This is a genomic window from Floridaenema fluviatile BLCC-F154, from assembly GCF_041929135.1.
Taxonomy (GTDB): domain Bacteria; phylum Cyanobacteriota; class Cyanobacteriia; order Cyanobacteriales; family Aerosakkonemataceae; genus Floridanema; species Floridanema fluviatile.
The window spans coordinates 1-24,065 of sequence record NZ_JBHFNS010000007.1; the positions used below are offsets into that span (position 1 = coordinate 1).

The 24,065-nt window shown below is 40.7% G+C and carries 23 protein-coding genes; 11 read left to right on the forward strand and 12 right to left on the reverse strand.

The genetic code is table 11. The annotated features are described in order from the left end of the window. Nucleotides 1-124 precede the first annotated feature (124 nt). Both ACE1B6_RS00160 and ACE1B6_RS00165 read right to left on the reverse strand, forming a co-directional pair. Nucleotides 125-1,357 (reverse strand): HhoA/HhoB/HtrA family serine endopeptidase, encoded by a 1,233-nt coding sequence (locus ACE1B6_RS00160; RefSeq protein WP_413255206.1) that lies wholly within the window; start codon nucleotides 1,355-1,357, stop codon nucleotides 125-127. A 388-nt stretch (nucleotides 1,358-1,745) separates the two neighbouring features. Next, a complete protein-coding gene (locus ACE1B6_RS00165) occupies nucleotides 1,746-2,597 on the reverse strand; it encodes a prephenate/arogenate dehydrogenase (RefSeq protein WP_413255227.1) in 852 nt (283 codons plus the stop codon). A 475-nt stretch (nucleotides 2,598-3,072) separates the two neighbouring features. On the opposite strand from ACE1B6_RS00165, the gene ACE1B6_RS00170 reads away from it, so the two are divergent. The 6 genes from ACE1B6_RS00170 (at nucleotide 3,073) to petD (ending at nucleotide 9,597) form a co-directional block, all read left to right on the forward strand. Next, nucleotides 3,073-4,623, forward strand: a complete 1,551-nt coding sequence (locus ACE1B6_RS00170) for a pentapeptide repeat-containing protein (protein WP_413255207.1) — start codon at nucleotides 3,073-3,075, stop codon at nucleotides 4,621-4,623. Between the two features lie 116 nt (nucleotides 4,624-4,739). Continuing rightward, entirely contained in the window at nucleotides 4,740-6,302 is a 1,563-nt protein-coding gene (locus tag ACE1B6_RS00175) for a pentapeptide repeat-containing protein (protein WP_413255208.1), read from the forward strand. Nucleotides 6,303-6,363: 61 nt separating this feature from the next. Beyond that, nucleotides 6,364-6,966 (forward strand): DUF1517 domain-containing protein, encoded by a 603-nt coding sequence (locus tag ACE1B6_RS00180; protein WP_413255209.1) that lies wholly within the window; start codon nucleotides 6,364-6,366, stop codon nucleotides 6,964-6,966. 59 nt (nucleotides 6,967-7,025) lie between these two features. Next, the gene (locus ACE1B6_RS00185) at nucleotides 7,026-7,934 is read left to right on the forward strand and encodes a hypothetical protein (RefSeq protein WP_413255210.1); all 909 of its coding nucleotides are present in this window, start codon (nucleotides 7,026-7,028) and stop codon (nucleotides 7,932-7,934) included. A gap of 455 nt (nucleotides 7,935-8,389) precedes the next feature. After that, nucleotides 8,390-9,058 carry a cytochrome b6 gene (gene petB, locus ACE1B6_RS00190; protein WP_413255211.1) on the forward strand — a complete coding sequence of 223 codons (669 nt, stop codon included), beginning with the start codon at nucleotides 8,390-8,392 and terminating at the stop codon, nucleotides 9,056-9,058. A gap of 56 nt (nucleotides 9,059-9,114) precedes the next feature. Then, entirely contained in the window at nucleotides 9,115-9,597 is a 483-nt protein-coding gene (gene petD / locus ACE1B6_RS00195) for a cytochrome b6-f complex subunit IV (protein WP_413255212.1), read from the forward strand. 125 nt (nucleotides 9,598-9,722) lie between these two features. Here the strand turns inward: petD and ACE1B6_RS00200 are convergent, their stop codons facing one another. Then, the gene (locus tag ACE1B6_RS00200) at nucleotides 9,723-9,935 is read right to left on the reverse strand and encodes a hypothetical protein (RefSeq protein WP_413255213.1); all 213 of its coding nucleotides are present in this window, start codon (nucleotides 9,933-9,935) and stop codon (nucleotides 9,723-9,725) included. An 87-nt stretch (nucleotides 9,936-10,022) separates the two neighbouring features. On the opposite strand from ACE1B6_RS00200, the gene ACE1B6_RS00205 reads away from it, so the two are divergent. Together ACE1B6_RS00205 and ACE1B6_RS00210 are read left to right on the forward strand one after the other, a co-directional pair. Continuing rightward, a complete protein-coding gene (locus tag ACE1B6_RS00205; RefSeq protein WP_413255214.1) occupies nucleotides 10,023-10,301 on the forward strand; it encodes a TIGR02450 family Trp-rich protein in 279 nt (92 codons plus the stop codon). Between the two features lie 54 nt (nucleotides 10,302-10,355). Next, nucleotides 10,356-11,228: an aldo/keto reductase gene (locus ACE1B6_RS00210; RefSeq protein WP_413255215.1), complete on the forward strand. Its 873-nt coding sequence runs from the start codon at nucleotides 10,356-10,358 to the stop codon at nucleotides 11,226-11,228. Between the two features lie 221 nt (nucleotides 11,229-11,449). Here the strand turns inward: ACE1B6_RS00210 and ACE1B6_RS00215 are convergent, their stop codons facing one another. Both ACE1B6_RS00215 and ACE1B6_RS00220 read right to left on the reverse strand, forming a co-directional pair. Continuing rightward, nucleotides 11,450-11,968, reverse strand: coding sequence for a DUF937 domain-containing protein (locus tag ACE1B6_RS00215; RefSeq protein WP_413255216.1), 519 nt, complete (start codon nucleotides 11,966-11,968; stop codon nucleotides 11,450-11,452). Nucleotides 11,969-12,152: 184 nt separating this feature from the next. Continuing rightward, nucleotides 12,153-12,587, reverse strand: a complete 435-nt coding sequence (locus ACE1B6_RS00220) for a GxxExxY protein (protein WP_413255217.1) — start codon at nucleotides 12,585-12,587, stop codon at nucleotides 12,153-12,155. A gap of 60 nt (nucleotides 12,588-12,647) precedes the next feature. Here ACE1B6_RS00220 and ACE1B6_RS00225 point away from each other — a divergent pair, with 60 nt between their 5' ends. Next, on the forward strand, nucleotides 12,648-15,374 hold the full coding sequence (locus tag ACE1B6_RS00225; RefSeq protein WP_413255218.1) for a valine--tRNA ligase: 2,727 nt from the start codon (nucleotides 12,648-12,650) through the stop codon (nucleotides 15,372-15,374). A 59-nt stretch (nucleotides 15,375-15,433) separates the two neighbouring features. On the opposite strand, the gene ACE1B6_RS00230 is transcribed toward ACE1B6_RS00225, so the two are convergent. Next, the gene (locus ACE1B6_RS00230) at nucleotides 15,434-16,222 is read right to left on the reverse strand and encodes an Rpn family recombination-promoting nuclease/putative transposase (protein ID WP_413255219.1); all 789 of its coding nucleotides are present in this window, start codon (nucleotides 16,220-16,222) and stop codon (nucleotides 15,434-15,436) included. A 106-nt stretch (nucleotides 16,223-16,328) separates the two neighbouring features. Next, nucleotides 16,329-17,117, reverse strand: a complete 789-nt coding sequence (locus ACE1B6_RS00235) for an Rpn family recombination-promoting nuclease/putative transposase (protein ID WP_413255220.1) — start codon at nucleotides 17,115-17,117, stop codon at nucleotides 16,329-16,331. A 267-nt stretch (nucleotides 17,118-17,384) separates the two neighbouring features. On the opposite strand from ACE1B6_RS00235, the gene ACE1B6_RS00240 reads away from it, so the two are divergent. After that, nucleotides 17,385-17,621, forward strand: coding sequence for an NfeD family protein (locus ACE1B6_RS00240; RefSeq protein ID WP_413255221.1), 237 nt, complete (start codon nucleotides 17,385-17,387; stop codon nucleotides 17,619-17,621). A 294-nt stretch (nucleotides 17,622-17,915) separates the two neighbouring features. On the opposite strand, the gene ACE1B6_RS00245 is transcribed toward ACE1B6_RS00240, so the two are convergent. Genes ACE1B6_RS00245 through ACE1B6_RS00255 form a run of 3 tightly spaced genes read right to left on the reverse strand, consistent with a single transcriptional unit; the run spans nucleotide 17,916 to nucleotide 20,742 of the window. Beyond that, nucleotides 17,916-18,113 (reverse strand): DUF2283 domain-containing protein, encoded by a 198-nt coding sequence (locus tag ACE1B6_RS00245; RefSeq protein WP_073592320.1) that lies wholly within the window; start codon nucleotides 18,111-18,113, stop codon nucleotides 17,916-17,918. Further along, entirely contained in the window at nucleotides 18,110-18,370 is a 261-nt protein-coding gene (locus ACE1B6_RS00250; RefSeq protein WP_413255222.1) for a DUF4258 domain-containing protein, read from the reverse strand. The genes ACE1B6_RS00245 and ACE1B6_RS00250 overlap by 4 nt, the downstream gene beginning before the upstream one ends. A gap of 11 nt (nucleotides 18,371-18,381) precedes the next feature. Beyond that, nucleotides 18,382-20,742, reverse strand: a complete 2,361-nt coding sequence (locus ACE1B6_RS00255; protein ID WP_413255223.1) for a tetratricopeptide repeat protein — start codon at nucleotides 20,740-20,742, stop codon at nucleotides 18,382-18,384. Nucleotides 20,743-20,999: 257 nt separating this feature from the next. Here ACE1B6_RS00255 and ACE1B6_RS00260 point away from each other — a divergent pair, with 257 nt between their 5' ends. Then, nucleotides 21,000-21,131: a hypothetical protein gene (locus ACE1B6_RS00260; protein ID WP_413255224.1), complete on the forward strand. Its 132-nt coding sequence runs from the start codon at nucleotides 21,000-21,002 to the stop codon at nucleotides 21,129-21,131. A 159-nt stretch (nucleotides 21,132-21,290) separates the two neighbouring features. On the opposite strand, the gene ACE1B6_RS00265 is transcribed toward ACE1B6_RS00260, so the two are convergent. Further along, the gene (locus ACE1B6_RS00265; RefSeq protein WP_413255225.1) at nucleotides 21,291-21,911 is read right to left on the reverse strand and encodes a type I restriction enzyme HsdR N-terminal domain-containing protein; all 621 of its coding nucleotides are present in this window, start codon (nucleotides 21,909-21,911) and stop codon (nucleotides 21,291-21,293) included. 134 nt (nucleotides 21,912-22,045) lie between these two features. Further along, entirely contained in the window at nucleotides 22,046-23,755 is a 1,710-nt protein-coding gene (locus ACE1B6_RS00270) for an ABC-F family ATP-binding cassette domain-containing protein (RefSeq protein ID WP_413255226.1), read from the reverse strand. Nucleotides 23,756-24,065: the final 310 nt, after the last annotated feature.

Sequence of the window (24,065 nt, forward strand, 5' to 3'; positions counted from 1 at the left end):
TAAGCTGTTACGCATTTAAATCACTTATTAACGAGTAGGGTGCGTCAGACGGTAAAGCCTATGTAGAAAAGAAAATATCTAAATCTGACGCACCCTACAATATGACTTTTAAATGCGTAACAGCTTACTGTTGTTGCTGTGTATTAGGCAAAGCACCAGGCTGAACAACTAAATCAACATTCTGACCGCTGCGAAGCACTTCCATTGGCAACCGAGCACCAACACTGCTAGCATCTACAGCTTGTTGTACAGAGCTAGAATCTTTCACGGATTGATTGTTGATTTTGCTGATAACATCACCAGAACGTAATCCGGCTTTGTCAGCTGGAGAATTTGGCACCACTCGAACAATTAACACGCCTTCGTCTTGATTGACTTGCAAATTGAGTTCGGGATCGCTGTTAATATTTTCCTTCATCTCAGCAGTCAGGTCTACCATTTGAATTCCCAAGTAAGGATGTTGAACTTTTCCTTGAGAGATCAACTTGTTAGCAATATTTTGGGCGGTGTTAACTGGGATGGCAAAACCGATTCCTTGAGCACCTTGGATAATGGCTGTATTGATGCCAATTACTTCTCCAGCCGCGTTTAATAGTGGGCCACCGGAATTACCTGGGTTAATCGCTGCGTCTGTTTGGACAAATTTCACTCGTTGATCGGGAACGCCGACTTGACTGCTGCTGCGACCTGTGGCGCTGACAATGCCTGTGGTGACGGTGTTATCTAAACCAAGGGGGTTGCCGATCGCGATCGCCCATTCTCCCGGTTTTAAATTATCCGAATTCCCTAATCTTACAGTCGGCAAGTTTTGAGCATCAACTTTGATCACTGCTACGTCAGTTACCGAGTCTTTACCCAACACCTTACCTGTCAAAACTCGACCATCTTTCAGGGTAACTTTTACCGTGTCGCTACTAGAAACAACGTGCGCGTTAGTCAAAATATGACCGTCAGAGTTGAAAATAAACCCCGATCCTGTTTCGCTAACTTCCCGCGATCGTGGGTATTCTGGCATTCGGCGACCGTAATATTCCCCGAAAAACGGATCTTCTTGAAGACCTCTTGGCATTCTAGTGCTTACGGTTCTGGAAGCATCAATTCTCACTACCGCTGGCCCAACTTTCTGCACTACATTAGTGACAAAATTGTTATCTGAGTTAAATGGTAATTGGGCTACTATGTTCGAGGTCACTGATTTATCAGTAGCTTGGGAAGGCAAATTACTTTGTGATAATAAGTTGCTACCTGCTAAGCTGATTCCAGATCCTAACAGTACCAATGACAAATAAGTAAATACCTTGGGCATAGCAAATCTCTTAGATCCTTGATTGTTAGGTTTTGTATCTTTTAGTTCCATTTTTTGCTAATTCTCCTGAAACTTCAACTCTAGGTCGGTTTTTTTGTTATTGGTTGGCAATAGTTCTTACTCTCATAAGTGGTGAGTAGCGATCCGGAGACCCTGCATAAGTCTCAATACTTCTCGGTTAAGCATTTTTTGCCTTTGTAGGGGCGAAGCATTCGGACAGAAAATCTAGGGTTTGAGTCATAAATTGTCGCCCGAATGCTTCGCCCCTACTCTTAACCGAGCAGTATTGGCATAAGTCTTATCTTTAGTAGTAGATTTTCTTTTGCTTACGTTTTTGATTTTAGATATCTTGTGTGACAATTTGATTACACTTGTATGTCAATTGGTTGACACTTTCTCGACCGAACTACTAGGCTTTTCCGTCAACCATCTATTTTACTTAAAGATCCTTAGATGCCAAGAATTCTGGTCTAGCTTGCTGGGTTCTTTGTAGTGTATCTGCCAAAGCAGCCCAATCTCCTTGTTGAATCTGAGTAATTAATCGATCGAGAGTTTGACGATAAGAAAAAAGCGATCGCAACAACTGTTCTTGATTATAAGTTGACATCAACACTCCTAATTCTGGATTTCCCCCACCTACCCGACTAGTATCGCGAAATCCTGAACTAGCTAAATTTTGCGCTAACTGCAACACATTCAAATCACTTTCACTCAAGCAAGCACTAATTAAACTAGCACTGATAATTACTGGTAAATGGGAAATCCAAGCTACAGCTTTATCATGTTCTTCGGGACGACAAAGATAAAATTTTGCTTGCAGCGATCGGACAATTTCCCCGACTATTTTTACTGTTTCAGGAGTAGTATTTTCTACCGGAGTTAATACATAAGGTTTGCCCACAAACAAATTAGATTGTGCCGCATCTATTCCACTTTCGGCAGTTCCCGCCATTGGATGTCCGCCAATAAAATTCGGCCAAATTTTCACAGCATCGGTGACAATTGGAGATTTAACTGAACCCACATCCGTTACAATTGTTGACGGTGAAAGATGAGGAATTAATTGTTCAATTGTGGGAATAATTAAATCTAAAGGCGTGCAAATAAATACTACATCTGCTGCGGCTAACAGGGAAAGATTCACGCTAGCAGCATCGACAATCCCCCGTTCGATCGCTGTTTGGCAAGTTTGTTCGCGCCGACTAACACCTAAAACTTGATAACCAAGCGATCGCAAATCTAACGCCAAAGAACCACCAATTAAACCTAATCCGATAATTCCAATATTCATGTTTGTATACTGAAAAATACAATTACTTATTGAGATGACTGTACAATAATCACCTGTTAGGATAACAATTGCAGTGGCGATCGGTAAAGATCGACTCAGTACGCCACTCCCAGCAGCTAGCAAAATCAACTACTTTCCTTAGTAGCATCAGCAACCGATGACAGCGATACCCAAGATATCACAGGTTAGTCAGTAGGGGGAAAAATTTTTGGTAGATACTGGGATAAACTTTGCTAGTAAACATTCACCCAATATAAATTCTTTTAGTTAAGAATAGCAGGACACCGACAATCTGTAGGTATAGTAAATGATTACTCCCAATCCCAACTCTATGCAAAATCCCATAACACATCAATCCTAGATCTGATTATCTGCCTAAAATGCCAAGATTCATTCATAATTTGCTATTTCAGGCATTAATTGACGAACAAAAGAACTTTTATCTCTTAAATTTGGGTGTTTCTAAGGTAATCTTATGGAAGTAGAAGAATTTTTAAATAAGTATTCCCAAGGAGTCCGAGATTTCACTGGGGTTAACTTAACAGAAGCGAACCTTAGTGGAGTCAACTTAAGTGGAGCAAATTTGAGCCAAGCGAACCTAAGCATATCGAATCTTAGTGGAGCCAACCTCAGCCAAGTTAATTTGAATCAAGCAAAACTGAACGTAGCCAGACTCAGCGGCGCAAATCTTACCCAAGCAAATTTATCTGCGGCAATTCTGAATGTAGCTAATTTAGCTAGGGCTGATTTGCGGGAAGCTGACTTATTTCAAGCCGCAATGATTCGCACTGAATTAATTCGGGCGGAATTAAGTTCGGCTAATTTGAGTGAAGCCAATCTCACTGGAGCAGATTTAGGAGAAGCTAGGCTGAGATTAGCTAATTTGAGAGGCGCAAATTTAAGCGAAGCAAATTTGCGAGGTACTAGTTTAACTGGAGCTAATTTACAACAAGCAAATTTACATGGCGCAGAATTAAGCCGAGCCGATTTAAGCGGTACAGATTTGCGTGGTGCAGAACTGAGACAAGCAAATTTAGGAATGGCGAACTTGACAGGGGCAGATTTGCGGGGAGCTAATTTAAGATGGGCGGATTTAAGTGGCGTAAATTTACGTTGGGCAAATCTCAGTGAAGCCAAACTAAGCGGCGCGAATTTAAGTGGTGCAGATTTAAGTAATGCTAATTTAATGAATACTAGTTTGGTGCATACAGATTTATCTCAAGCTAACTTAATTCAGGTAGATTGGATTGGTGCAGATTTAACTGGAGCAAATTTGACAGGAGCTAAACTCTATGCTGTGTCAAGGTTTGGTTTGAAAACGGAAGGGATAAATTGTGAGTGGGTGGATTTGAGTCCAGATGGCGATCGATCGCAAATCTATCGCTTAAGCGCCGAAGAAGCCAGAAGATTTTTTCATCAAACATCCCCAACAATTCGGATTATCATTGATGCTTCTTTAGATCAGGAAGCTAACTTTGCTTTAGCCGCTACTTACTATCAGATCTCTCAAGAATATCCTAGTTTTATTCGTCCAGCTAGTATTGAAGTTGGGGAGAGAAGAACCACATTAAACTTAAGAATTGATAGCGATGCACAACTATTCATTAATGCTTATTTAGCCGCATCTCCTTTTGATAATGGTAAAAAAGTTCAAGAAAATATCCTCTCAATTTTGCAAATAGTTCAAGAAGAATCCGAAGAATATTTGTTACTAGAATCCGAGAAAATGGAATTAGAAAAAATTACTAACCACATCAATCAAACCCTGAAAAATATTAAAAAAATCAAACCAGGAAAATACTTAAGTAAAAATATCAGTAAACTTGACTTCTTTAAAGCGCCTACCCAAATTACACTGACGAACTCTAGCGAACAAGCCTTAAATGTTTATCAAGACTTTAACTTTGGAAAACGCTTTGTGGTTAACAATATTTGGGAAAACTTACAAAATAGAATCCCCGATACAAAACTAGCTCTGCCACCGATAAATTTGATCTTTGACTTCCTGAAAAATTCTTATCTCTAAATTCATAATTGAGTTTTCTATTTTCCGTAATCCAGAATTAAAATAAGAGTGAGGAGCAGATAACTCCATTGATTTAGTTGATTTAATTGTCCCCTGATTGATGGCAAGGAAGCCGGATGGAAATAGAAGAATTACTCATCAGTTATGCCAATGGAGAACGTAACTTTGCGGCAATCAATTTAAGTGAAGCACAACTAAGCGGAGTCAACTTAAGTAGTGCGAATTTGAGTAAAGCCAACTTAAGCGTAGCCAATCTCAGTCGGGCAAATTTAAGTAAAACAGACCTCAGCTATGCTAAGTTGAATGTCGCTAGACTTAGTGGTGCAAACTTATCTGAAGCTAACTTGAGTCACGCTATTCTCAACGTTAGCAATCTAATTTTGGCAAATTTAAGTAATGCAGAATTAATAGAAGCTGCTTTAATTAGAGCCGAGTTAATTCGGGCTGAATTTAGTGGAGCGAATCTCACAGGCGCTAACCTCAGCAATGCTAATCTTCGAGAAGCAAGACTGAGACAATCTAACCTGAGTCGGGCTAATTTGAGTTCTGCTGACTTGAGAGGATCTTCTTTAATTGCCGCTAATTTAGAAGCCGCAAATCTCCAAGGTACAGATTTAAGTAGAGCCGATTTAAGTACAGCTAATGCTACCAATGCAGAATTTAGGCAAGCAAATTTAAGTTTTTGTAATCTGAGTGGAGCGAATTTAAGCGGCACAAATTTACGCTGGGTAGATTTGCGCGGAGCAAATTTGCGTTGGGCTGATTTAAGTGATGCAAAATTAAGCGGTGCTAACTTAGCTGGAGCAGATTTAAGTAATGCTAACTTACATAATGCTAGTTTGGTTCATGCTGATTTAAGAGAAGCAAGATTAATGCACGCTGATTGGACTGATGCTAATTTGTCAGGAGCCAATTTAACGGGAGCAAAACTGCATTCTGTATCGCGATTTGGGTTAAAAACTGAGGGGATAATTTGCGAGTGGTTAGATTTGAGTCCCGATGGCGATCGCACTCAAATTCGTCGTCTCAATCCCGAAGAAGTCAGAAAGTTTTTTCATCAAACCTTACCCAAAATTCAAATTATCATCGATGCGCCCTTAGACCATGAATCTCACATAATCTTAGCTACCGCTTATTATAAAATCGCTCAAAAATACCCACCTTTATCCCAACCACCAACTATTAAAGTTGGTCAGCGTCGCACCATGCTAACCTTTGCAATGGAAACCGATAATCAATTATTCTGTGCTGCCTTCGCTGCTATATTGCCCTTTGCCGATAGTGAAGAAACCCAGAGGAATATCGTCAGATTTTTGCAAATGTTGCAAGTCAATAACTCTACAATTAGTCTAGCAAAAGAACAAATAAGAATCCAAAATGTTAGCGATTTCTTAACGGAAAGACTCAGCCAGACTTTTCAGATCAAATTAATGAAACCTACCTTAAATATTCCCAAAAGGCTGAGATTTTTTCAAGCTCCTACCCAGACAGTTGTATGTAATTCAAGCGATCAAACTTTGCCAGTATATAATCATCCTAACTTTGGCAAACATTGGGTAAAATCATCTAGCTCTTTCGATCCTGATGATATTACTACGATTAAATCGGCGCAATACACTTTACCAGAAAGTAGTATAATATCCGACTTTGTGAAAAACTTTCCTCATAGTCAATCATGAATAATGGCAGAGAAAATAATTTAAAATAACCGTAAAGACACTAGAATTGTGAGGTTAAGTGATGAGTAGTTGGCGCGATCGCATGAACAAAATGACAGGGCGCACCCGCTTTGTTGTTTGTCGGATTTTTATTCACTTAGCAGGGGATGAAGTTGCCCCATTAATCGGAGTACTAAATCAAGCTGCTAGAGAAGCAATTGATGCCGAAGGTGAAATTGATGTTTTAGGCGAAGGATTGGAACAAATTTGCATCAATCTATTACAAAATGATTTATATTGGCGATCGGCAGCCAACGAAGGCAACGTATTTTGGGACGAAGGCGAAGCAGGCGACGAAATAAATTATTTATTTACCGACTCAGCCCAACGTTACAAAAGTGAATCTTATGAGAGTAAAGATATCGGAGAAACCGAACCATTCTCCATCCCAGTTACTCGTAACTTAATTGTTATGATTACAGTAGCATTTGAAGGCGAAGTCCCGGAATTAGAAACAGACCTTGCCGATATTAATGCTCTCAAAGCAGGTTTAAAAGCTCTGATTAATTTACATTATCAAAGAAGTCTCAGAGCCATCCAAGTTCATTGGTCTCCAGCTAAATTAGGTGATGAATTAACCGACGATCAAATATTAGAATATTATCCAGAACTCATCCCCCTATAGTTATATATTTGAAAGTCGGAAGATCTTTTTACCCATCAATCCAAAGTTCCTGAAAAAACATGAATTTCCCTCGATCGACACTACGTAAACTTACAGTCCTCTTTCTCTCATTACTCTTGTGTTGGACAACCGTCGCTTGTGGAGGTGACACAGTTTCCACCAGATCAGGAGGAAATCAAAGCGCCCCTACGAGAACAGTTTCCAGCAAAATCACTGCCGGAGAATACCCCGTACAACAAGCAAGATACAACGATGCCAACGGGGAATACAGCCTGATGTTACTCAACACGCCACCGGGAACACCCGCCAACTTCCGCACCTCAGACTTACAAATGGCGCAACTCTCACCAGAAGAAGTCTCAGCCGGAAAAAAAGCTTACCTTAAGGTAGATGACAAAGGTCAAACAAGTTTGCGTATTCCCGAAGACTTCAAAATTGAGTATATCCACGCAGTCACCGAAACCCGCACCGACCCCCAAACCGGACAACCACAAACCGTAATTGTTCGTCAACAAAGCGGTGGTTTCTGGGCTCCCTTCGCAGGTGCAGTTGCAGGTAACTTAGTCGGCAATATGCTGTTTGCACCCAGATACTACGTACCGCCAGTTTATCAACCCGGAATGTCTGTAATGACTGGTTACGGCGGATATGGCAGCACCTACAGCCAAGCCACCACACGCTACCAACAACGGTACAACGAACCACCAGCAGCAGTCAGAAATCGTCCGGCTTATCTTCGTACCACAGGGACGTTGAGAAATAATCCAGCTGCAAATCGCCCTGGATTTAATCGCCCCAACCGCACCACCCCCGGACAAAGAGCCACAGGTTCCGGTTTCGGTTCCAGCACCCTGAGACAATCAGGTAGATCTAGACCTAGTTCTGGCACCTCCAGTTTCGGCAGCGGTGGGCGCAGTCGCAGCACCTCCGGCTTCGGTACCCGCAGTCGTGGCGGTAGAAGACGTTAGGTACTAGGGACTGGGGACTGGGGACTGAGAGAGTTCTGAGTTTGTAGGGGCGGGTCTAGCAGATAAGTCTGGAGTCACAGCAGAAGAATTAACAGCAAAACCCGCCCGTAAGAGTTTTCTTGCTCCCCATCTCCCCACCTCCCCACCTCCCCGCCCCCCTGTCCAAATCCGCTGGGGAAATTATGAAAAGCAATGTCCGACTATGTTACTTTTTTTAATAGAAGTGAGAGCGTAGCAAAGCTCATCCTTTTCTAAAAAGGATCGAAAATAAAACGCTCAACTGGCTAACAACCTGCCTAAAATTAAACACAGGCTGTATTTAGGTTACAGTTCTGAGGGGCAAAAATTTTTCTCCCTAAAGCAGACGAAGGTTGGCTTTAAATTCAACCCATCCTCAAAGCAGGAGATTGGGAAACGCGACATCAGCAATACATGAGATTAGGAACTCTTGCTTCATGTTTACTAAGCAGTTAAAGGACTCGTCAGTATATAACTGGTTCCAAGAACGGTTGGAAATCCAAGCACTTGAGGAAGATATAACCAGCAAGTATGTACCTCCCCACGTAAATATTTTTTATTGCTTGGGTGGGATTACCTTAGTTTGCTTTTTAATCCAGTTTGCCACTGGATTTGCCATGACCTTTTATTACAAGCCAACTGTTACCGAAGCATTTTCCTCGGTACAGTACATCATGACCGATGTTAACTTTGGTTGGTTGATTCGTTCCATCCATCGTTGGTCTGCCAGCATGATGGTGCTGATGATGATTCTGCACATTTTCCGAGTTTATTTGACTGGTGGTTTCAAAAAGCCTCGTGAATTAACTTGGGTGACTGGTGTAGTTTTGGCTGTAATCACCGTTTCCTTTGGTGTAACTGGTTATTCCTTGCCTTGGGATCAAATTGGTTACTGGGCGGTAAAAATCGTTAGTGGTGTTCCCGAAGCGATTCCAGTGGTTGGCACATTGATTGCTGACTTGTTACGTGGTGGTTCCAGTGTTGGTCAAGCTACGCTAACTCGTTATTACAGTGCTCATACCTTTGTACTGCCCTGGTTAATTGCGGTATTTATGTTGTTACACTTCTTGATGATTCGCAAGCAAGGTATTTCTGGCCCCTTGTAATATCAGAAGTTAACTGCTGTTTTTTCATTTCTCGACAGAGGAGCGCACTTTTAAAGATGTCAGTACTTAAGAAACCGGATCTTAGCGATCCTGTATTACGGGCAAAACTGGCTAAAGGCATGGGTCACAATTATTACGGTGAACCAGCTTGGCCTAATGACTTGTTGTACACTTTCCCGATCGTAATTATGGGTACGATCGCATTGTGTATCGGTTTAGCGGTTCTCGACCCCGCAATGGTGGGCGAACCTGCCGATCCGTTTGCCACACCTTTGGAAATTCTGCCAGAGTGGTATTTGTGGCCTGTATTCCAAATTTTGCGGACAGTACCTAACAAGTTGCTGGGTGTATTGCTGATGAGTGCAGTACCCGCTGGTTTGATTTTGGTGCCTTTTATTGAAAGCGTCAATAAATTCCAAAATCCCTTCCGTCGTCCATTAGCAACCGCAGTATTTTTATTTGGTACTTTGGTAACTTTGTGGCTAGGTATTGGGGCAATTTTCCCGATCGACAAATCTCTGACTCTCGGTTTATTCTAAACTGAAGCAAGTTTTAATTGATGCCTGTTGAGTTTTTTATTCTCAGAAAACCTCAGCAGGCATCAAGCTATTTTTGTAATTTTGTAGGACAGGCAAGATGCCTGTCCTACAATAAGGGAAATTCCTTATTCATCTTCGCGTAAATCTCCCCGTAAATTGTCGCCTTCATTAATCATTTGCGGGGCAAAACCGGGATTAGAAAGTAATTCCTTGGGATTGTCGGGAATGTTACCAGTGCGAACTAAGTCTCTGGGGTCTACTACATTTTCATCATCAATTTCGGGAGGCGCATCAAGATTTTTTTTGTATCCAGGTTGTTTAGGTGCTTCGCCAGTCATAATTTTTGTCGGTTTAACATACTTTTTTCAGCCTAGAATTAGGATGAAGAAACATACACTATCGGAAGACAGATTAGAGATTTAAAGATGGCGAAGAAGCAGAAATTTCCCCATTTAGTTGGTTCCAAATGGACAGCTTTACAAAAAACTTGGGGTTGGCGGCATTTTCAAGTAGTAAATCGCAAGAATCAAGGGGAATGGGTATTTGCTGAGATGGTTGCTTCTTGCGATCCAAATGTGCGGTTTTGGATCAATGCTAAAGCTTTGAAAGATCGGACAATGTGGCAAGCGGGGTGGCAAACTTTACAAGAAATCCAGAATATTGAGTTAGACTCGTCAGAAGAGATGATTTCAGAAATACTTTAATCAAGAGGAGATTAGAGTAACCTATAATTTTAAGGTGCAGCCAAGGTTCTAGTAATGGAAACAAAACGCCTGGGAAAGACTAATATTAGTGTAAGTGCGATCGGTCTAGGTGGAATGCCAATGTCATTAAGCAGCAGACCGCCTGAATCACAATCAATTGAAGTGATACATCGTGCCCTTGACTTAGGAATTACATTCATCGATACAGCTGATTCCTATTGTAAAGATGAAACAGATAAACATCACAACGAGAAACTAATTGCTAAAGCATTAAGCGAGTATGCTGGTGATGTGAGTAATGTGATTGTTGCTACTAAAGGCGGATTGATGCGACCGAATGGTGCATGGACAAGGAATGGAAATCCCGAGCATTTAAGAAAGACAATTAGAGAAAGTTTTGCGGCGTTGGGTGGGGGAAAAGCGATCGATCTATGGCAATATCATTCACCAGATCCAGAGTATAGTATTAAAGAATCGTTGACAGTAGCCAAAGAAGCTGTAAACGAAGGATTAATTAAATTTGTTGGCGTTTCTAACTTTTCAGTTGAACAGATTAAACGGGCGCGTGAGATAGTAGAAATTGTTTCGGTGCAGAATCAATTTAACCCTTGGTATCGCTTACCAGAAATTGATGGAGTGTTGAAATATTGTGAGAGAGAGAGTTTAACATTTTTACCTTGGAGCCCCTTGGGTGGAAGTCGAAGAGTTGGTAGTTTAGGAGATGTAGAAGCGATCGCCAAACTAGCAAAAGAAAAAGAAGTATCTGTATATTGTATTGTGTTGGCGTGGTTAAGATCTAAATCGCCTTGCATTGTACCAATTCCAGGAGCGAGTAAAGTTGGGAGTGTTGAAGATTCAGTTCGTGCGTTAGAAGTGAGATTAACTGAGGCAGAAATAGGTAGAATCGATCGAGCAACAGAAAGTTAACACTTTTGGATTTTAGATTGCCGATTTTAGATTGAAAATCAGCAATATTAATAAGATAAACTCAAGTCGCTAGTTACAAATATTATCGCTTCGATCCCCCCTAGCCCCCCTTACAAAGGGGGGAAACAAATTCAAAGTCCTCCTGCTGACAAAGGGGGGGAAACAAATTCAAAGTCCCCCTTGGTAAGGGGGATTTAGGGGGATCTAGCAACATCAGTATATTATTGAGTGAAATAGCGACCTGCCATTTGCATTGCGTCAGCAATATCGACATCGCCATCACCATCAGCATCGAGGAAATTATTAACCACAGGATTTTCACCTTGAGGATTTTGGGTATTGTTACCAGCTTGGAGGAAATTGAGTACTAGAGGTACTAACATGGGAAGCATTTGGAGGATGGTATTGCGATCGATCCCCGTTCTTTGAGAAACTACATCTGCAACAGATTCCCACTGAGAACCAAACAAAGCATTAACAGCAGAAGGATTAGGAGAAGTTCCAGCAAATTGATTGATGATACTTTCCACTAATTGATTACCACCTTCCGCACGCTTTTGCTGTAAAGAAGAACGCACCAAACTACCAACACCCGACAAAGCAGATTGCATTGTAGAATTATCAGTACCTTGGTTGTTTTGTACCTGCTGGACGCTATTAAAAATGTTAGCGAGTTGACCTGCATTAGCTTGCAAGTTAGGATCGTTAACTGCGTTGAGTATTTGGTCAAAAAGTCCCATAGCTTTAGATTTTTGAGATTATATAGATAAAGTTATCACTTATGCAATGATAAACAGAGTTGACTGAAATAAACAAAAGTCTAATGGATGAAATACAGGTTAGTTACCTCCATTATCTTCTTCTTTCTTCGTGTCCTAATTCGCTATCGCGAATTAGGACACGAAGGAAGAAGAAGAAGAGGAATTAAGGGTTGTGGATAATGCGTTTTATACCTTCTTTGAGGATGGGGACGTTAAAGTTGATTAGTAGGGCAAGGGGGCATTTGGTTACTTTTAGGTAGGAGATGACTTGGGCATCATGGATAGGTGCTAATTTCTCTACTGCTTTTAATTCCACAACTAAAATATTACCAACCAGAAAATCTAATTCGCTCTCTCCAACTCGATGACCTTTGTAATTGATTGCTACACTTTTCTTAGGTTCATGAGGTATATTACGCGCTTGAAATTCTGTAGCTAAAGCGTGCTGATACACCGACTCCAAAAATCCTGGCCCCAACACCCGATGTACCTCAATCGCCGCCCCAATCACCTGATAAGCTAACCTCTCCACCTCCTCTTTCAACTCTCTCATTCTTCCTTCTTCTTCCTTCGCGCTCTTCGCGTCTTCGCGGTTCATTCCTCTTTCCTCCTTCTCGGTATGGCAAAATTTTACAAGAAACAGCGAATCCCTTAACCAATGACACTAAACCTCCCCCCCCAATACGACCCCTTTTCCACCGAATCTAAGTGGCAAACATTCTGGTCAGAAAACCAAACCTTTAAAGCAGACCCCAAAAACGACGGAAAATCCTACAGCATGGTCATTCCGCCACCCAACGTTACGGGTAGTCTCCACATGGGGCACGCCTTCGGACAAACTCTCATGGATATCCTCGTCCGTTACCATCGAATGCAAGGTTACAATACTCTTTGGGTTCCCGGAACTGACCACGCCAGCATCGCAGTTCATACCATGCTGGATAAGGAATTTAAAAAAGAGAAAAAAACCCGTTTTGATTTCGGTCGTCAAGCATTTCTCGAACGCGCTTGGGAATGGAAAAATAATTCCGGTGGTGCAATAGTTAATCAGATGCGCCGTTTGGGTATCTCGGTTGATTGGTCGCGGGAACGTTTCACAATGGATGAGGGTTTGACGAAGGCGGTTATTGAAGCTTTCGTTCGCCTTTATGATGATGGTTTGATTTATCGTGGCAATTATTTAGTTAACTGGTGCCCAGTTTCTCAATCTGCGGTTTCTGATTTGGAAGTGGAAAATAAGGAAATAAATGGTCATTTATGGCATTTCCGTTATCCACTTACTGATAATTCGGGTTATTTGGAAGTTGCGACAACTCGACCGGAAACTATGTTGGGCGATACTGCTGTCGCGGTTAATCCGTCGGATGAACGCTATCAACATTTGATTGGCAAAACTCTGACTTTGCCAATTATGAATCGGGAAATTCCGATTATTTCTGATGAGTTGGTTGATGCTACTTTTGGTACTGGTTGTGTTAAGGTGACTCCGGCCCATGACCCGAATGATTTTGAAATGGGTCAGCGTCACAATCTGCCGTTTATTAATATTATGAATAAGGACGGTTCGCTAAATGAAAATGCGGGGCCGTTCCAAGGTCAAGACCGTTTTAAGGCACGGGAAAATGTGGTTAAACGGTTGGAGGAAGATGGGTTTTTGGTGAAGATTGATGAGTATAAGCATAGTGTACCATTTAGCGATCGCGGAAAAGCCCCGATCGAACCTCTCCTCTCAACTCAATGGTTTGTCAAAATTCAATCTCTCGGAGAAACAACTTTAAAATTCTTAGATGAGCAAAATTCCCCTAATTTTGTTCCCCATCGTTGGACGAAAGTCTATCGCGATTGGTTGGTAAAATTAAAGGATTGGTGTATCTCTCGTCAATTATGGTGGGGACATCAAATTCCCGCTTGGTATGCTATCAGTGAAACGAATGGCGAAATTACAGATAACACGCCTTTTGTTGTTGCATACACGGAAGCAGAAGCTTGGGAAAAAGCAAAAGCTAAGTTTGGCGAAAATGTCAAAATAGAACAAGATCCAGATGTTTTGGATACTTGGTTTTCTTCCGGTTTATGGCCTTTTTCTACTTTGGGTTGGCCTGAAAAAACAGAAGATTTAGAATTTTATTATCCGACTGGTACTCTAGTTACAGGGTTTGACATCATCTTTTTCTGGGTTGCCAGAATGACTTTGATGGCAGCTTATTTTACTGGCAAAATGCCTTTCCGTGATGTCTATATTCACGGTTTAGTCTTAGACGAAAATGGCGAGAAAATGTCTAAGACTAAAGGAAATGGTATCGATCCTTTGGATTTGATTGATAAGTATGGAACTGATGCAGTACGCTATACTTTGGTGCGTCAAGTCGCTGGCGCAGGTCAAGATATTCGCTTAGATTACAATCGCAAAAAAGGCGAGTCTTCCGCAGTAGAAGCTTCCCGCAATTTCACCAACAAATTGTGGAATGCCTCTCGATTTGTCATGATGAATTTAGAGGGATTAGAACCCAGTCCCCAGTCCCCAGTCCCCAGTCCCCAGTCCCTCGAATTATCTGACAGTTGGATTCTCTCCCGATACAATCAGGTTGTGCAGCAAACTACTCAATATATCGATAATTACGGATTAGGTGAAGCAGCAAAAACACTCTATGATTTCTTCTGGGGCGAGTTCTGCGATTGGTACATTGAATTAGTCAAATCTCGTCTACAAAAAGATGCTGATGCAACTTCTAAAAAGGTTGCTCAACAAACTCTTGCTTTTGTTTTGGAAGGGACTTTAAAATTAATTCATCCCTTCATGCCTCACATTACTGAGGAAATTTGGCACAGTCTGACTCAAGCTGAAGAATCAGCATCTTTGGCGTTACAAGCGTTTCCCAAAGCTGATGCAAATCTGATTAATTCTGAGTTGGAAGCAGATTTTGATTTGTTGATTAACACGATTCGCACGATTCGCAATTTACGCGCCGATGCTGATATTAAACCATCAACTAAAGTAACGGCAATTTTGCAAAGTGAGAATGAAAAAGAACGCCAAATTTTAACATCAGGTGAGACATACATTCAAGATTTGGCGAAGGTGGAAAAACTGACTATTACTCCTAGTTTAAATGAGGAAGTTGGACAATCAACTACTGGCGTTGTCGGTACTATCCAAGTAATTGTTCCTCTAACTGGTGTGGTAGATATTGCAGCTTTACGCAGCAAGATAGAGAAGAAGTTGAGCAAAATTGAGAAGAATATTCAATCACTTTCAGCACGGTTGAATAATCAAGCTTTTGTGGCGAATGCTTCTCCTGAAGTTGTCCAAGCTGATAAGGATGCTTTGGCGGAAGCGGAGAAACAAGCGGAGATTTTGCGCGAAAAAATGCAGCAACTTCAGTAAGTTTTTGTTTAGTGCGATAAGCTGTAGGCGTATCGCACTTTTACTTTCCGTTTATAGTTTCAGTTAGCAGACTGTTGTTCCCCCGCCTTCTTTACTTGTTCCACATCCAACTCTAACGCCTGTGCTATTTGTTCCACAGTTAATCCCACTGCTAACAACCGGGGTACTGTTGCTATTTTGGTTGCTATCTCACCTTCCCGAAAAGCGTCTTGATAGACTCTTGTTTGCTTTAATTCACTTAATCCAAACATTGCTTCTATCTCCTTTTGACTCTTGTTTGGTAACTTATAGACTAAGATAGTCTCTATTAATTGTAATACTTGGGTCTGGGTTAGTTCATCTGGTATTTCTGACCTCACTTTATTTATCAGATTTCTTGCTTGTTCTACGGCGTTTTCTTCTGGGGAAATGACTAATTTAATAGTTCCAACACCGATAGATTGTTCTGCTATTTCTCCCAGTTGATTTAGATAGATGCGTCTGACTCGTTGACTGGTGAAAAACTCGCGGTAATGTTTGATATCTCCGGTGTCTGTGCTTTGATTGGGATATAAAACTACTGCACGCCAGTCGTTTTCGGGTTTGTTTTGACGTAAGTATAAAAAGATTTCGGCGAAAAAGCGAGAGTAGAATTCTGAGTCGGGTTGAAACTGAACTTCGAGAAAGTAAATTGGGTTTTCTTCGCCTGTTGCGGGGAGAAATACGCCGTCAATGCGAAAGGCGGTTTGTTTGATTTCAACTGATGAGAATTGATAGTTGTTTGCTTCTTCTGGGGGACGGTTGATTAGTTCAAAGAAGATGCTGGGGAAGGTTTGGAAGAGGCGGTAGAAGAGGGAGTCAGTTTTCACGAATTGGGAGATTTGGGGGTTGGTTTAATTGTAATGGAAAGGGTGCGATATGCTTATGACATATCGCCATTTGAAAAACACAGTAACTTCCTTTTTACTTGTAGTTTTAATTAGAAGATTCCGGTTGCGCCGCCTTCCTGACTTCCTCGACATCTAAACCCAAAGCTTCTGCTATTTGCTCGACACTGGCTCCTAATGCTAACATTGGGCGAACTGCTGCTAATTTTCCGGTTATTTCACCTTCTTGGAAAGCTTCTTGATAGACTCTTGTTTGCTTTAATTCACTCAATCCAAACATTGCCTCTATCTCCTGACGACTTTTACTAGGTAGCTTATAAACTATGATAGTCTCGATTAACTGAAGTAGTTCTCTTTGGGTAGCTTCATCAGTTATTTCTGATCTGATTTGGTTGATTAATTCTCTGGCTTTTGTTTCTGTACTTGACTCATTTTCAATTACTAATTTGATTGTCTCAATGCCAATAGATTGTTCTGTTGTTGAGTCTAATTCATTTAGATAAATGCGTCTGACTCTTCCTGAATTGAGTAACTCGATATACCGTTCTGTTTCTCCTGTATCTATACTTTGACTGGGATAGATGATTACTCCGCGCCAATTGTTTGTTAGTTCGGTTTGATTCAGGTAGAGGAAGATTTCGGTGAAAAATCGAGAATAGAATTTTTGATCGGGTTGAAACTGAACTTCGAGAAAGTAAATTGGGTTTTCTTCGCCTGTTGCGGGGAGAAATACGCCGTCAATGCGAAAGGCGGTTTGTTTGATTTCGACGGATGAGAATTGATAGTTGTTTGCTTCTTCTGGGGGACGGTTGATTAGTTCAAAGAAGATACTGGGGAAGGTTTGGAAGAGGCGGTAGAAGAGGGAGTCGGTTTTCACTGATTGGGAGATTTGGGGGTTGGTTTAATTTTAGACCAAGGGTAGGAAGATAAGGATGTTATCCCGAAGTTAAGGAAGTTAAGCTGGGAGATTAATTTTGTTGTCATAGATTTGCTGGTGTCTGGAATGCTTGTTGGTGCTGAATTTGCCAAGTTGATTTTACTACAGCTTATCTTATTGCTTAACTTCGGGAACTCCTCTGGTTAAGGTTGGTTTGATGGTGCAAATTAGATTCTGTTACCCCAAATGTTCGGAGGGAGGTAATCAGTGGTAAATTTATTTGTGCCGGAAAATGTTGAGGTGTTTTCGGAAGCGGTAATGGGTACGGTGGAAAAGACTATTACTCAAAATCTGCCTGGAAGAGTTAAGTGTTTGGGTAGTTATTGGCCTGCTCGATTTTATCATTCTAATTGTGATGTTATTGTTTTTCCTGATGATTTTGTGCAGGTTGTTGGTAGACAGGGAATTACTATGCTTGTGCTTCCGAGAAGTTTGGGGAATTAATCATAATGGTTTGATTTTTCAGCCCGCCCGGAAATCAATTTCCGGGCTAATAGCTTAAGTCCATTTTAATGGACTTAAGAAAAATATTTCATATCATGTCCGGTTGAGCGATCATAATATCCTTTTTCCAACACCCTGTAGAGACGTTATATATAACGTCTCTACATTATGGGTAATCAAAAGGACATGATATCAGTCCGTTTGAACGGACTTTCGCTATTAGCCTGCGATTTGAATCGCAGGTGGGCTGTAAGCGTAGCCATTAAATCTGTTTCCAGTTAACCTTTTTAGGGTTCATTTTGGAATAGAATACTCAACAGAACGAGGGTTATCCATTCGTTTAGAAGCATCTAATATTTCTAATCCCACAACATTTCCATCTTGATCGTAATCAACAATAAATCCTGGTTTTTCTTCATCACTTTCTTCAATTGGGGAATTGTTAAAGATGATTCTCATAACATCTACTTCAGGATCGTAAGTAATTTTCATGATTGTCTCCAATATTTCTCTATTCGGCTGGTTCGATAAACTGTTATTACAACCATTGGTTGTACATCATCTGCTACTATAACGCGGAGTAAAAATCTTCTACCACCGCCAAAGTCAACTTGTGATTGATAAGCTTTGCGCCCTTCTTTTTCCGAAACAATTTGTTGAGGGTTGGCTAAAACAGATTCAACTAAAGAAATAGGAATTCCTCGTCTTTCTATTTCTGTTTGAGCGTGTTTAGATAAAATGTAGTTCATATTGCATCTGGTTAATGATTTTCTCCATTTTCCATCGCCCGTTGCACTTTCTCAACTTGCTTGGGTGCTTCCATTTCGGTGAAGAGTTGAATTGCTTGTTGAAAATTTGGCTGACTTTTTTCGGTGTCTCCCATTTTTTGATAAGTTAAGGCAAATTGATAGTAAGCTTCGGCTAAGTCGCATTTAGCGCCTATTTTTTCTAGGAGTTCTATTGATTCTGTATGATGGGAAAGTGCTGTTGTAAAATCTCCCTGTTCTCGATAAAGTTCTCCTTTTCCAATTTTAGCTTTAGCTTGGATCTGAGTACAATTTGTTTCTGTTCCAAACTCAATAGCTTTATTATAAATTGATAATGACTTGTCAATCATATTTAAATATCTATAAGCCCAAGCCAAGTAAACCAGAGAAGAACCTTTTCTGAATATACTTAGACTTAGATAGTTCACTGTATCGATTTGATGGTAAGCTTTTTCAGCAAACTTATGAGCAATTTCTAAGTCTTTTGTGTTATTTAATGTAGCATATAAGAATGCTAACAAACACCAGGCACACACAGGATCTGCTTCATTTGCTTCTTTAGAGATTTTTGCAAATTCATGGAAGATTTTTAAGGATTCCTCTATATCCCATGAATATCTCTTGCAGAAGCCAATTGTCATTAAAGCATCTAACTCTAATCTATTGGCCTTAACAACATCTGCTATATTTTTTGCTATATCTTTGGATTGTTCAAAGTCTAATAAAGCATCTTTTAGGTTTCCTGTTAACAGGTTTAATGCCCCTCTTATATAGTAAAGTCTGCCTAAATCATAGCCACTTTTAGGCTTTCTTTTTAATAACTCATTTGTTACATCAGAAATAGGTTTTAAAAGACCTAGCCTATAAAGGGATTGACCAAGGTATTCTCCTTCTCCTTCTGTTATCCATTGGTTTTTTCTGGGTTCAATAACTACCCTAATGGCTGATTCCAAATCATTGATGTCTTTATAATGATAATAAGCTTCTAAAGCTCTTAAGGCATCTTCCACAGTTTCAACAGCCTTAACACTTCCCGTCCAATACTCAGCCGCTTTCTGATTCGCAGTCTCCCAATCTTCACTTTCCCTCAGCCTCTTTATCGCTTCTGCCCGAATCACTGGATGCAGCCAATGTAGCGAATATTCTTGATTACAAAATTCTACTAAAGACCTATCTTGCAACGATTTAATTACCCGCCGTTGATTATCTGGCACATCCCAAAGCAAACAAAACAAACCTTCAATTGCAACTCTTGGAACATCTTGATATCGATAACATCCCAAACGGCAGAGAAGTTTATAAGCAGATAAATCTAGTTTTTGCAAGCGATCGAACTGACTAACAACCAACCCTTCTAATTCTCTCTCAATCAACAAATCATCTTTATTAGCTTGCCAATAAGCCGCTAAACTATTGTTATACTCCTTAATCGCACCAGGGAAAATTTGCATAGCTTTGGCATTTCCCCCGTAAGCTTGGTGCATTGCATTCAGCACTTCTGTATCTATCTGAATATTGCGGCTGTTAAAAAACTTTTCCCATGCAGCGATATCCAAACCTTCCAAGCGATAATACTCAACTTTTACCGCTGCTTCGCGTAAGCATTCGCGGCTGGTAATTAGGGTAACAGATTGCACTGCTGGATCTGCTAAAGCAGTGAATAATTCCACATATTTTCGGTGCGCTTCGATGCACTTACCTTTTTCATCTAGTGCTGGTTCCAGGTTATCAATTAATATGCCTATTCTTTGGTTGGGATTTCGCAACTTCTGCCTCAATCTATCCAGGGTAACGCCAAATTCTCGCCCTGGTTCTTCATCAAAATATCGCCGCAACCATTCTTCAATTACACTTTCGGCTGAGGTAATATTTTGAGTTTCCTTTGCCATCCGCAGATCGAGTATTTTATCGAATCCCTGCGTGTGGAGAAATTGCCACGCCAGTGTTGTTTTGCCGATACCGCCTTTTCCGTGAATGACGATCGCTTTTGCACCTTGTTGGATTAGGTTTTTGAGATCTGCGATCGCACCTTCCCGCCCCACAAAATTCGGATCTAGCTTCGGTGACGATACCTGAACATTAACAGTAATATCGTCTTTTTCTAGTTTTAACTCCAATGCTGTAAACAAAGCTTCAATTGATGTTTTATCAACCTTTTCTTCTCGCCGCAATATCTTAGAAACGGTGTCTGTACTTAATGCCTTAATTGACTTGGGATTAATCAGCGGATCGGTTAATTCTGTTAACTGTTCGATCGTATACTGACCGCCAAATTTTTCTCGTAGTGTATCTTGCAGTTTATCCCAACCGCGATCGCTAAGTATCCGTCCCCGATTTCGTCTTTGCTGAATCATCGCTTATCTACCTAAGACCCTGGTTGCCGAAGTTACACCGATCTTAAGGAAGATAATAGCTGTTTTTGGATTTTAGGGTAGGGATGCGATCGTAAAATGTATCGTTTCCAAAAGCTGAGAAGTACTTAGGCGCGAGTTTTCCAGAATTTTTGCTAAATCAACTAAAGTTCCTGCCTATCTCCTGAATCTCCTCTGGTTGAGATTCTTGGAAAGTTAGAAACTGGATTCAGTTGAAGAACCAGGAGTCCTAGAACGCTATGAAAGGCAAACATTTCCAAGAATTCTTAACTGTACTGAGTATCACCGCCAATGTCCTCACAATTTGGCATGATTATCGGGCTTTAGCACTTGCATTGGCTGTGACAATAGCGTATTACCGATATCGGTGAAAAAGCAAAAGAATAAAGACGAACAATAAATCAACTCACTAAACCAAACCCGCCCGGAAATCATACCAAATCCGCCTTAAATACCCCCGTTATTCTTTAGTCCGCGTAGGCGGACTTTGTTTGTGTAGCAGCGATTTCAATCGCCCAATCATAATGGGGTTAACTAAATAATTGACCAAGACGTTTTAACACCTGCAAAACTGTATAGATATCATCACCTCTATCGAGGGAAAACAAATAAGAAGTGGCATATTTTGGTCTATCTTCTCTAGTCAATTTCAAAAACCTAAACTCACTGCCATTCGTCACAAAACCAAAGGCGGGTTTTTCAGGATGAGGATTACCCAACATATAAGCTAATGCTTGAGGTATGCCATTTTCTAAAGATAACTTTGCTCTTTTTGATTCAACTACCATTACCCAAAACTCAGGCGTAAAAACCAAAATATCCAACCTTCCAGTTATCGTAACTCCCTCATCTTCAAAAGCAATTCTTACTTCCTTTTCCGCTGAAAGGTAAAATGGAGGACGATAAAAACCCGCTAATTTCAATAACGGAGAAAGCACGACCATTTTAACAATAGGTTCCAACATCGGATACTCAGCTAAGTGGAAATAATCCCGCTTTACCTCATCTAAAGCTTGCTTTTCCACATCCGTAAGTTCCGGCAAATTCTCTTGCCATTCCCGAAAAAATTGCTCATCCTCAATACGTTGCAGACCAAACTTTTCGATTAAATCATGCAACTCTATTGTCTGCGCTGGAATTATTTCTACCATAATTTACTTTCCTGACTCTGCTTCTGCATCTGGATAGGTTCAAAAATACCAAACAGCAGAATTGGAAAATCTGGTGAATAAAGAAGAGATTTTACTTCGCGCTTTAACTTCAATTTCACCAGTTTCCTGAAAGTTTATTTGCGTTTTGCTGCTGCTTTTTTCGCTGCTTCTTTAGCCGCTTTTTCTGCTTTTTTAGCTGCTTTCTCTGCCTCAATTTTGGCTAATCTCGCTTGTTCTTTTTCTTCGGCAATTTTATCTAAGTAGTAGTGATAATCTCCTAGATAAACGCGGAATTCTCCATCACGAATTTCGACGATTTTGTTAGCGACTTGAGAGATGAAATAGCGATCGTGCGAAACGATAATCGCCGTTCCATCATAGTTTTGCAATGCTTCTTCCAACATTTCTTTCGCTGGAATATCTAAATGGTTCGTCGGTTCATCTAATATTAGTAAATTAGCTGGACGTAATAACATTTTGGCTAAAGCAAGTCGCGCCTTTTCTCCCCCACTTAATGCACCGACTTGTTTTAATACTGTGTCGCCACTGAATAAAAACCGACCTAATAAAGTGCGAACTTCTTCGTTTTTCCATTCGGGTACTTCATCATGAATTGTATCCATGACGGTTTTTGTTAAGTCTAATGCTTCGGCTTGATTTTGTTCAAAGTAACCGGGAATGACGTTATGTGCGCCTAGTTGTACTGTTCCTTCGGTGGGTGTTTCTAAACCTGTAATTAGACGCAGTAATGTAGATTTTCCGGCACCATTTGGGCCTAAAAATGCTATGCGATCGCCTCTTTCAATCAACAATTCTGCTCCTAAAAACAGAATCTTCTCATCATAAGTATGCACCATATCTTTAATAATTACTACTTCTCGACCGCTCCGAGGTGCTGGCGGAAAACGAAAATGCAATGTTCTTAAAGATCCTGTGGGTGCTTCGATTCTTTCAATCTTTTCTAATTGTTTTTCCCGGCTTTTTGCTTGGGTGCTGCGAGTGGCGCTGGCGCGGAAGCGATCGACAAATGCTTGCTGTTTCTCTAATTCTTTTTGCTGACGTTCGTAAGCTGATAATTGCGCTTCTTGGTTTTCAGCTTTCTGTAGCAAATAATTGGAATAGTTGCCTAAATAAGTAGTAGAAACTCCGCGTTCGGTTTCCACAATTTGCGTACAAAGACGGTCTAAAAACTCCCGGTCATGTGATACAATAACCATTGGAGTTGTTAAACTTTTAAGGTAATTTTCTAACCATTCAATTGTTTCTAAATCTAAATGGTTTGTCGGTTCGTCTAACAGCAGAACATCGGGTTTTTGCAAGAGTATTTTACCCAAACTCATTCGCATTTGCCAACCACCACTAAAAGCACTGACTAAGCGATCGCCATCCCCCGATTCAAAACCCAATTCCGGCAAAATCTTATCAATTTGTGCATCTAAAACATAACCATTTAAAGCTTCAAATTTTCTTTGAAACTTATCCATTTGATGAATAAGTTTATCTAACTCTTCTGGGGTAGCAGTTTCCATTTGTCGATGCACTTCCGACAACGCTTCATGCACATCATTTGCTTCCCCAAAAGCACGCCAAAATTCTTCTTTAACTGTGCGGCTAGGGTCTACTTCAAATTCTTGGGTAAGATATCCGATATGTAAACTTGCAGGACGAATAATTTCGCCAGATGTCGGTTCAATTTCTCCAGTGATAATCTTGAGTTGGGTAGATTTACCCGCACCATTAACACCAACTAAACCGATTCTATCCCCTGGCTTGACTTCCCAGTTGACATCTTTCAAAACTTCGCCTGTGGGGTAAATTTTACTAATATGTTCGAGTCGCAGCATTCGGAAGTCTCCAGGAAGTTAAAACAAGGGGTTTTTCGCCGCTAGATCAGTAAGACAATAGCCATCAGGCACGCTACGCGACCGAACGGATCGACACAATCTTAACAAAATTTAATGGCGATTGTTGTTGTTTCTGGAAAAGCGATGAATTTGGCGGCAGACGATCGCACAACTACAAAAGCTAAGCTGTTACGCATTTAAATCACTTATTAACGAGTAGGGTGCGTCAGACGGTAAAGCCTGATATAGAAAGGAAAATATCTAAATCTGACGCACCCTACAATATGACTTTTTAATGCGTAACAGCTTA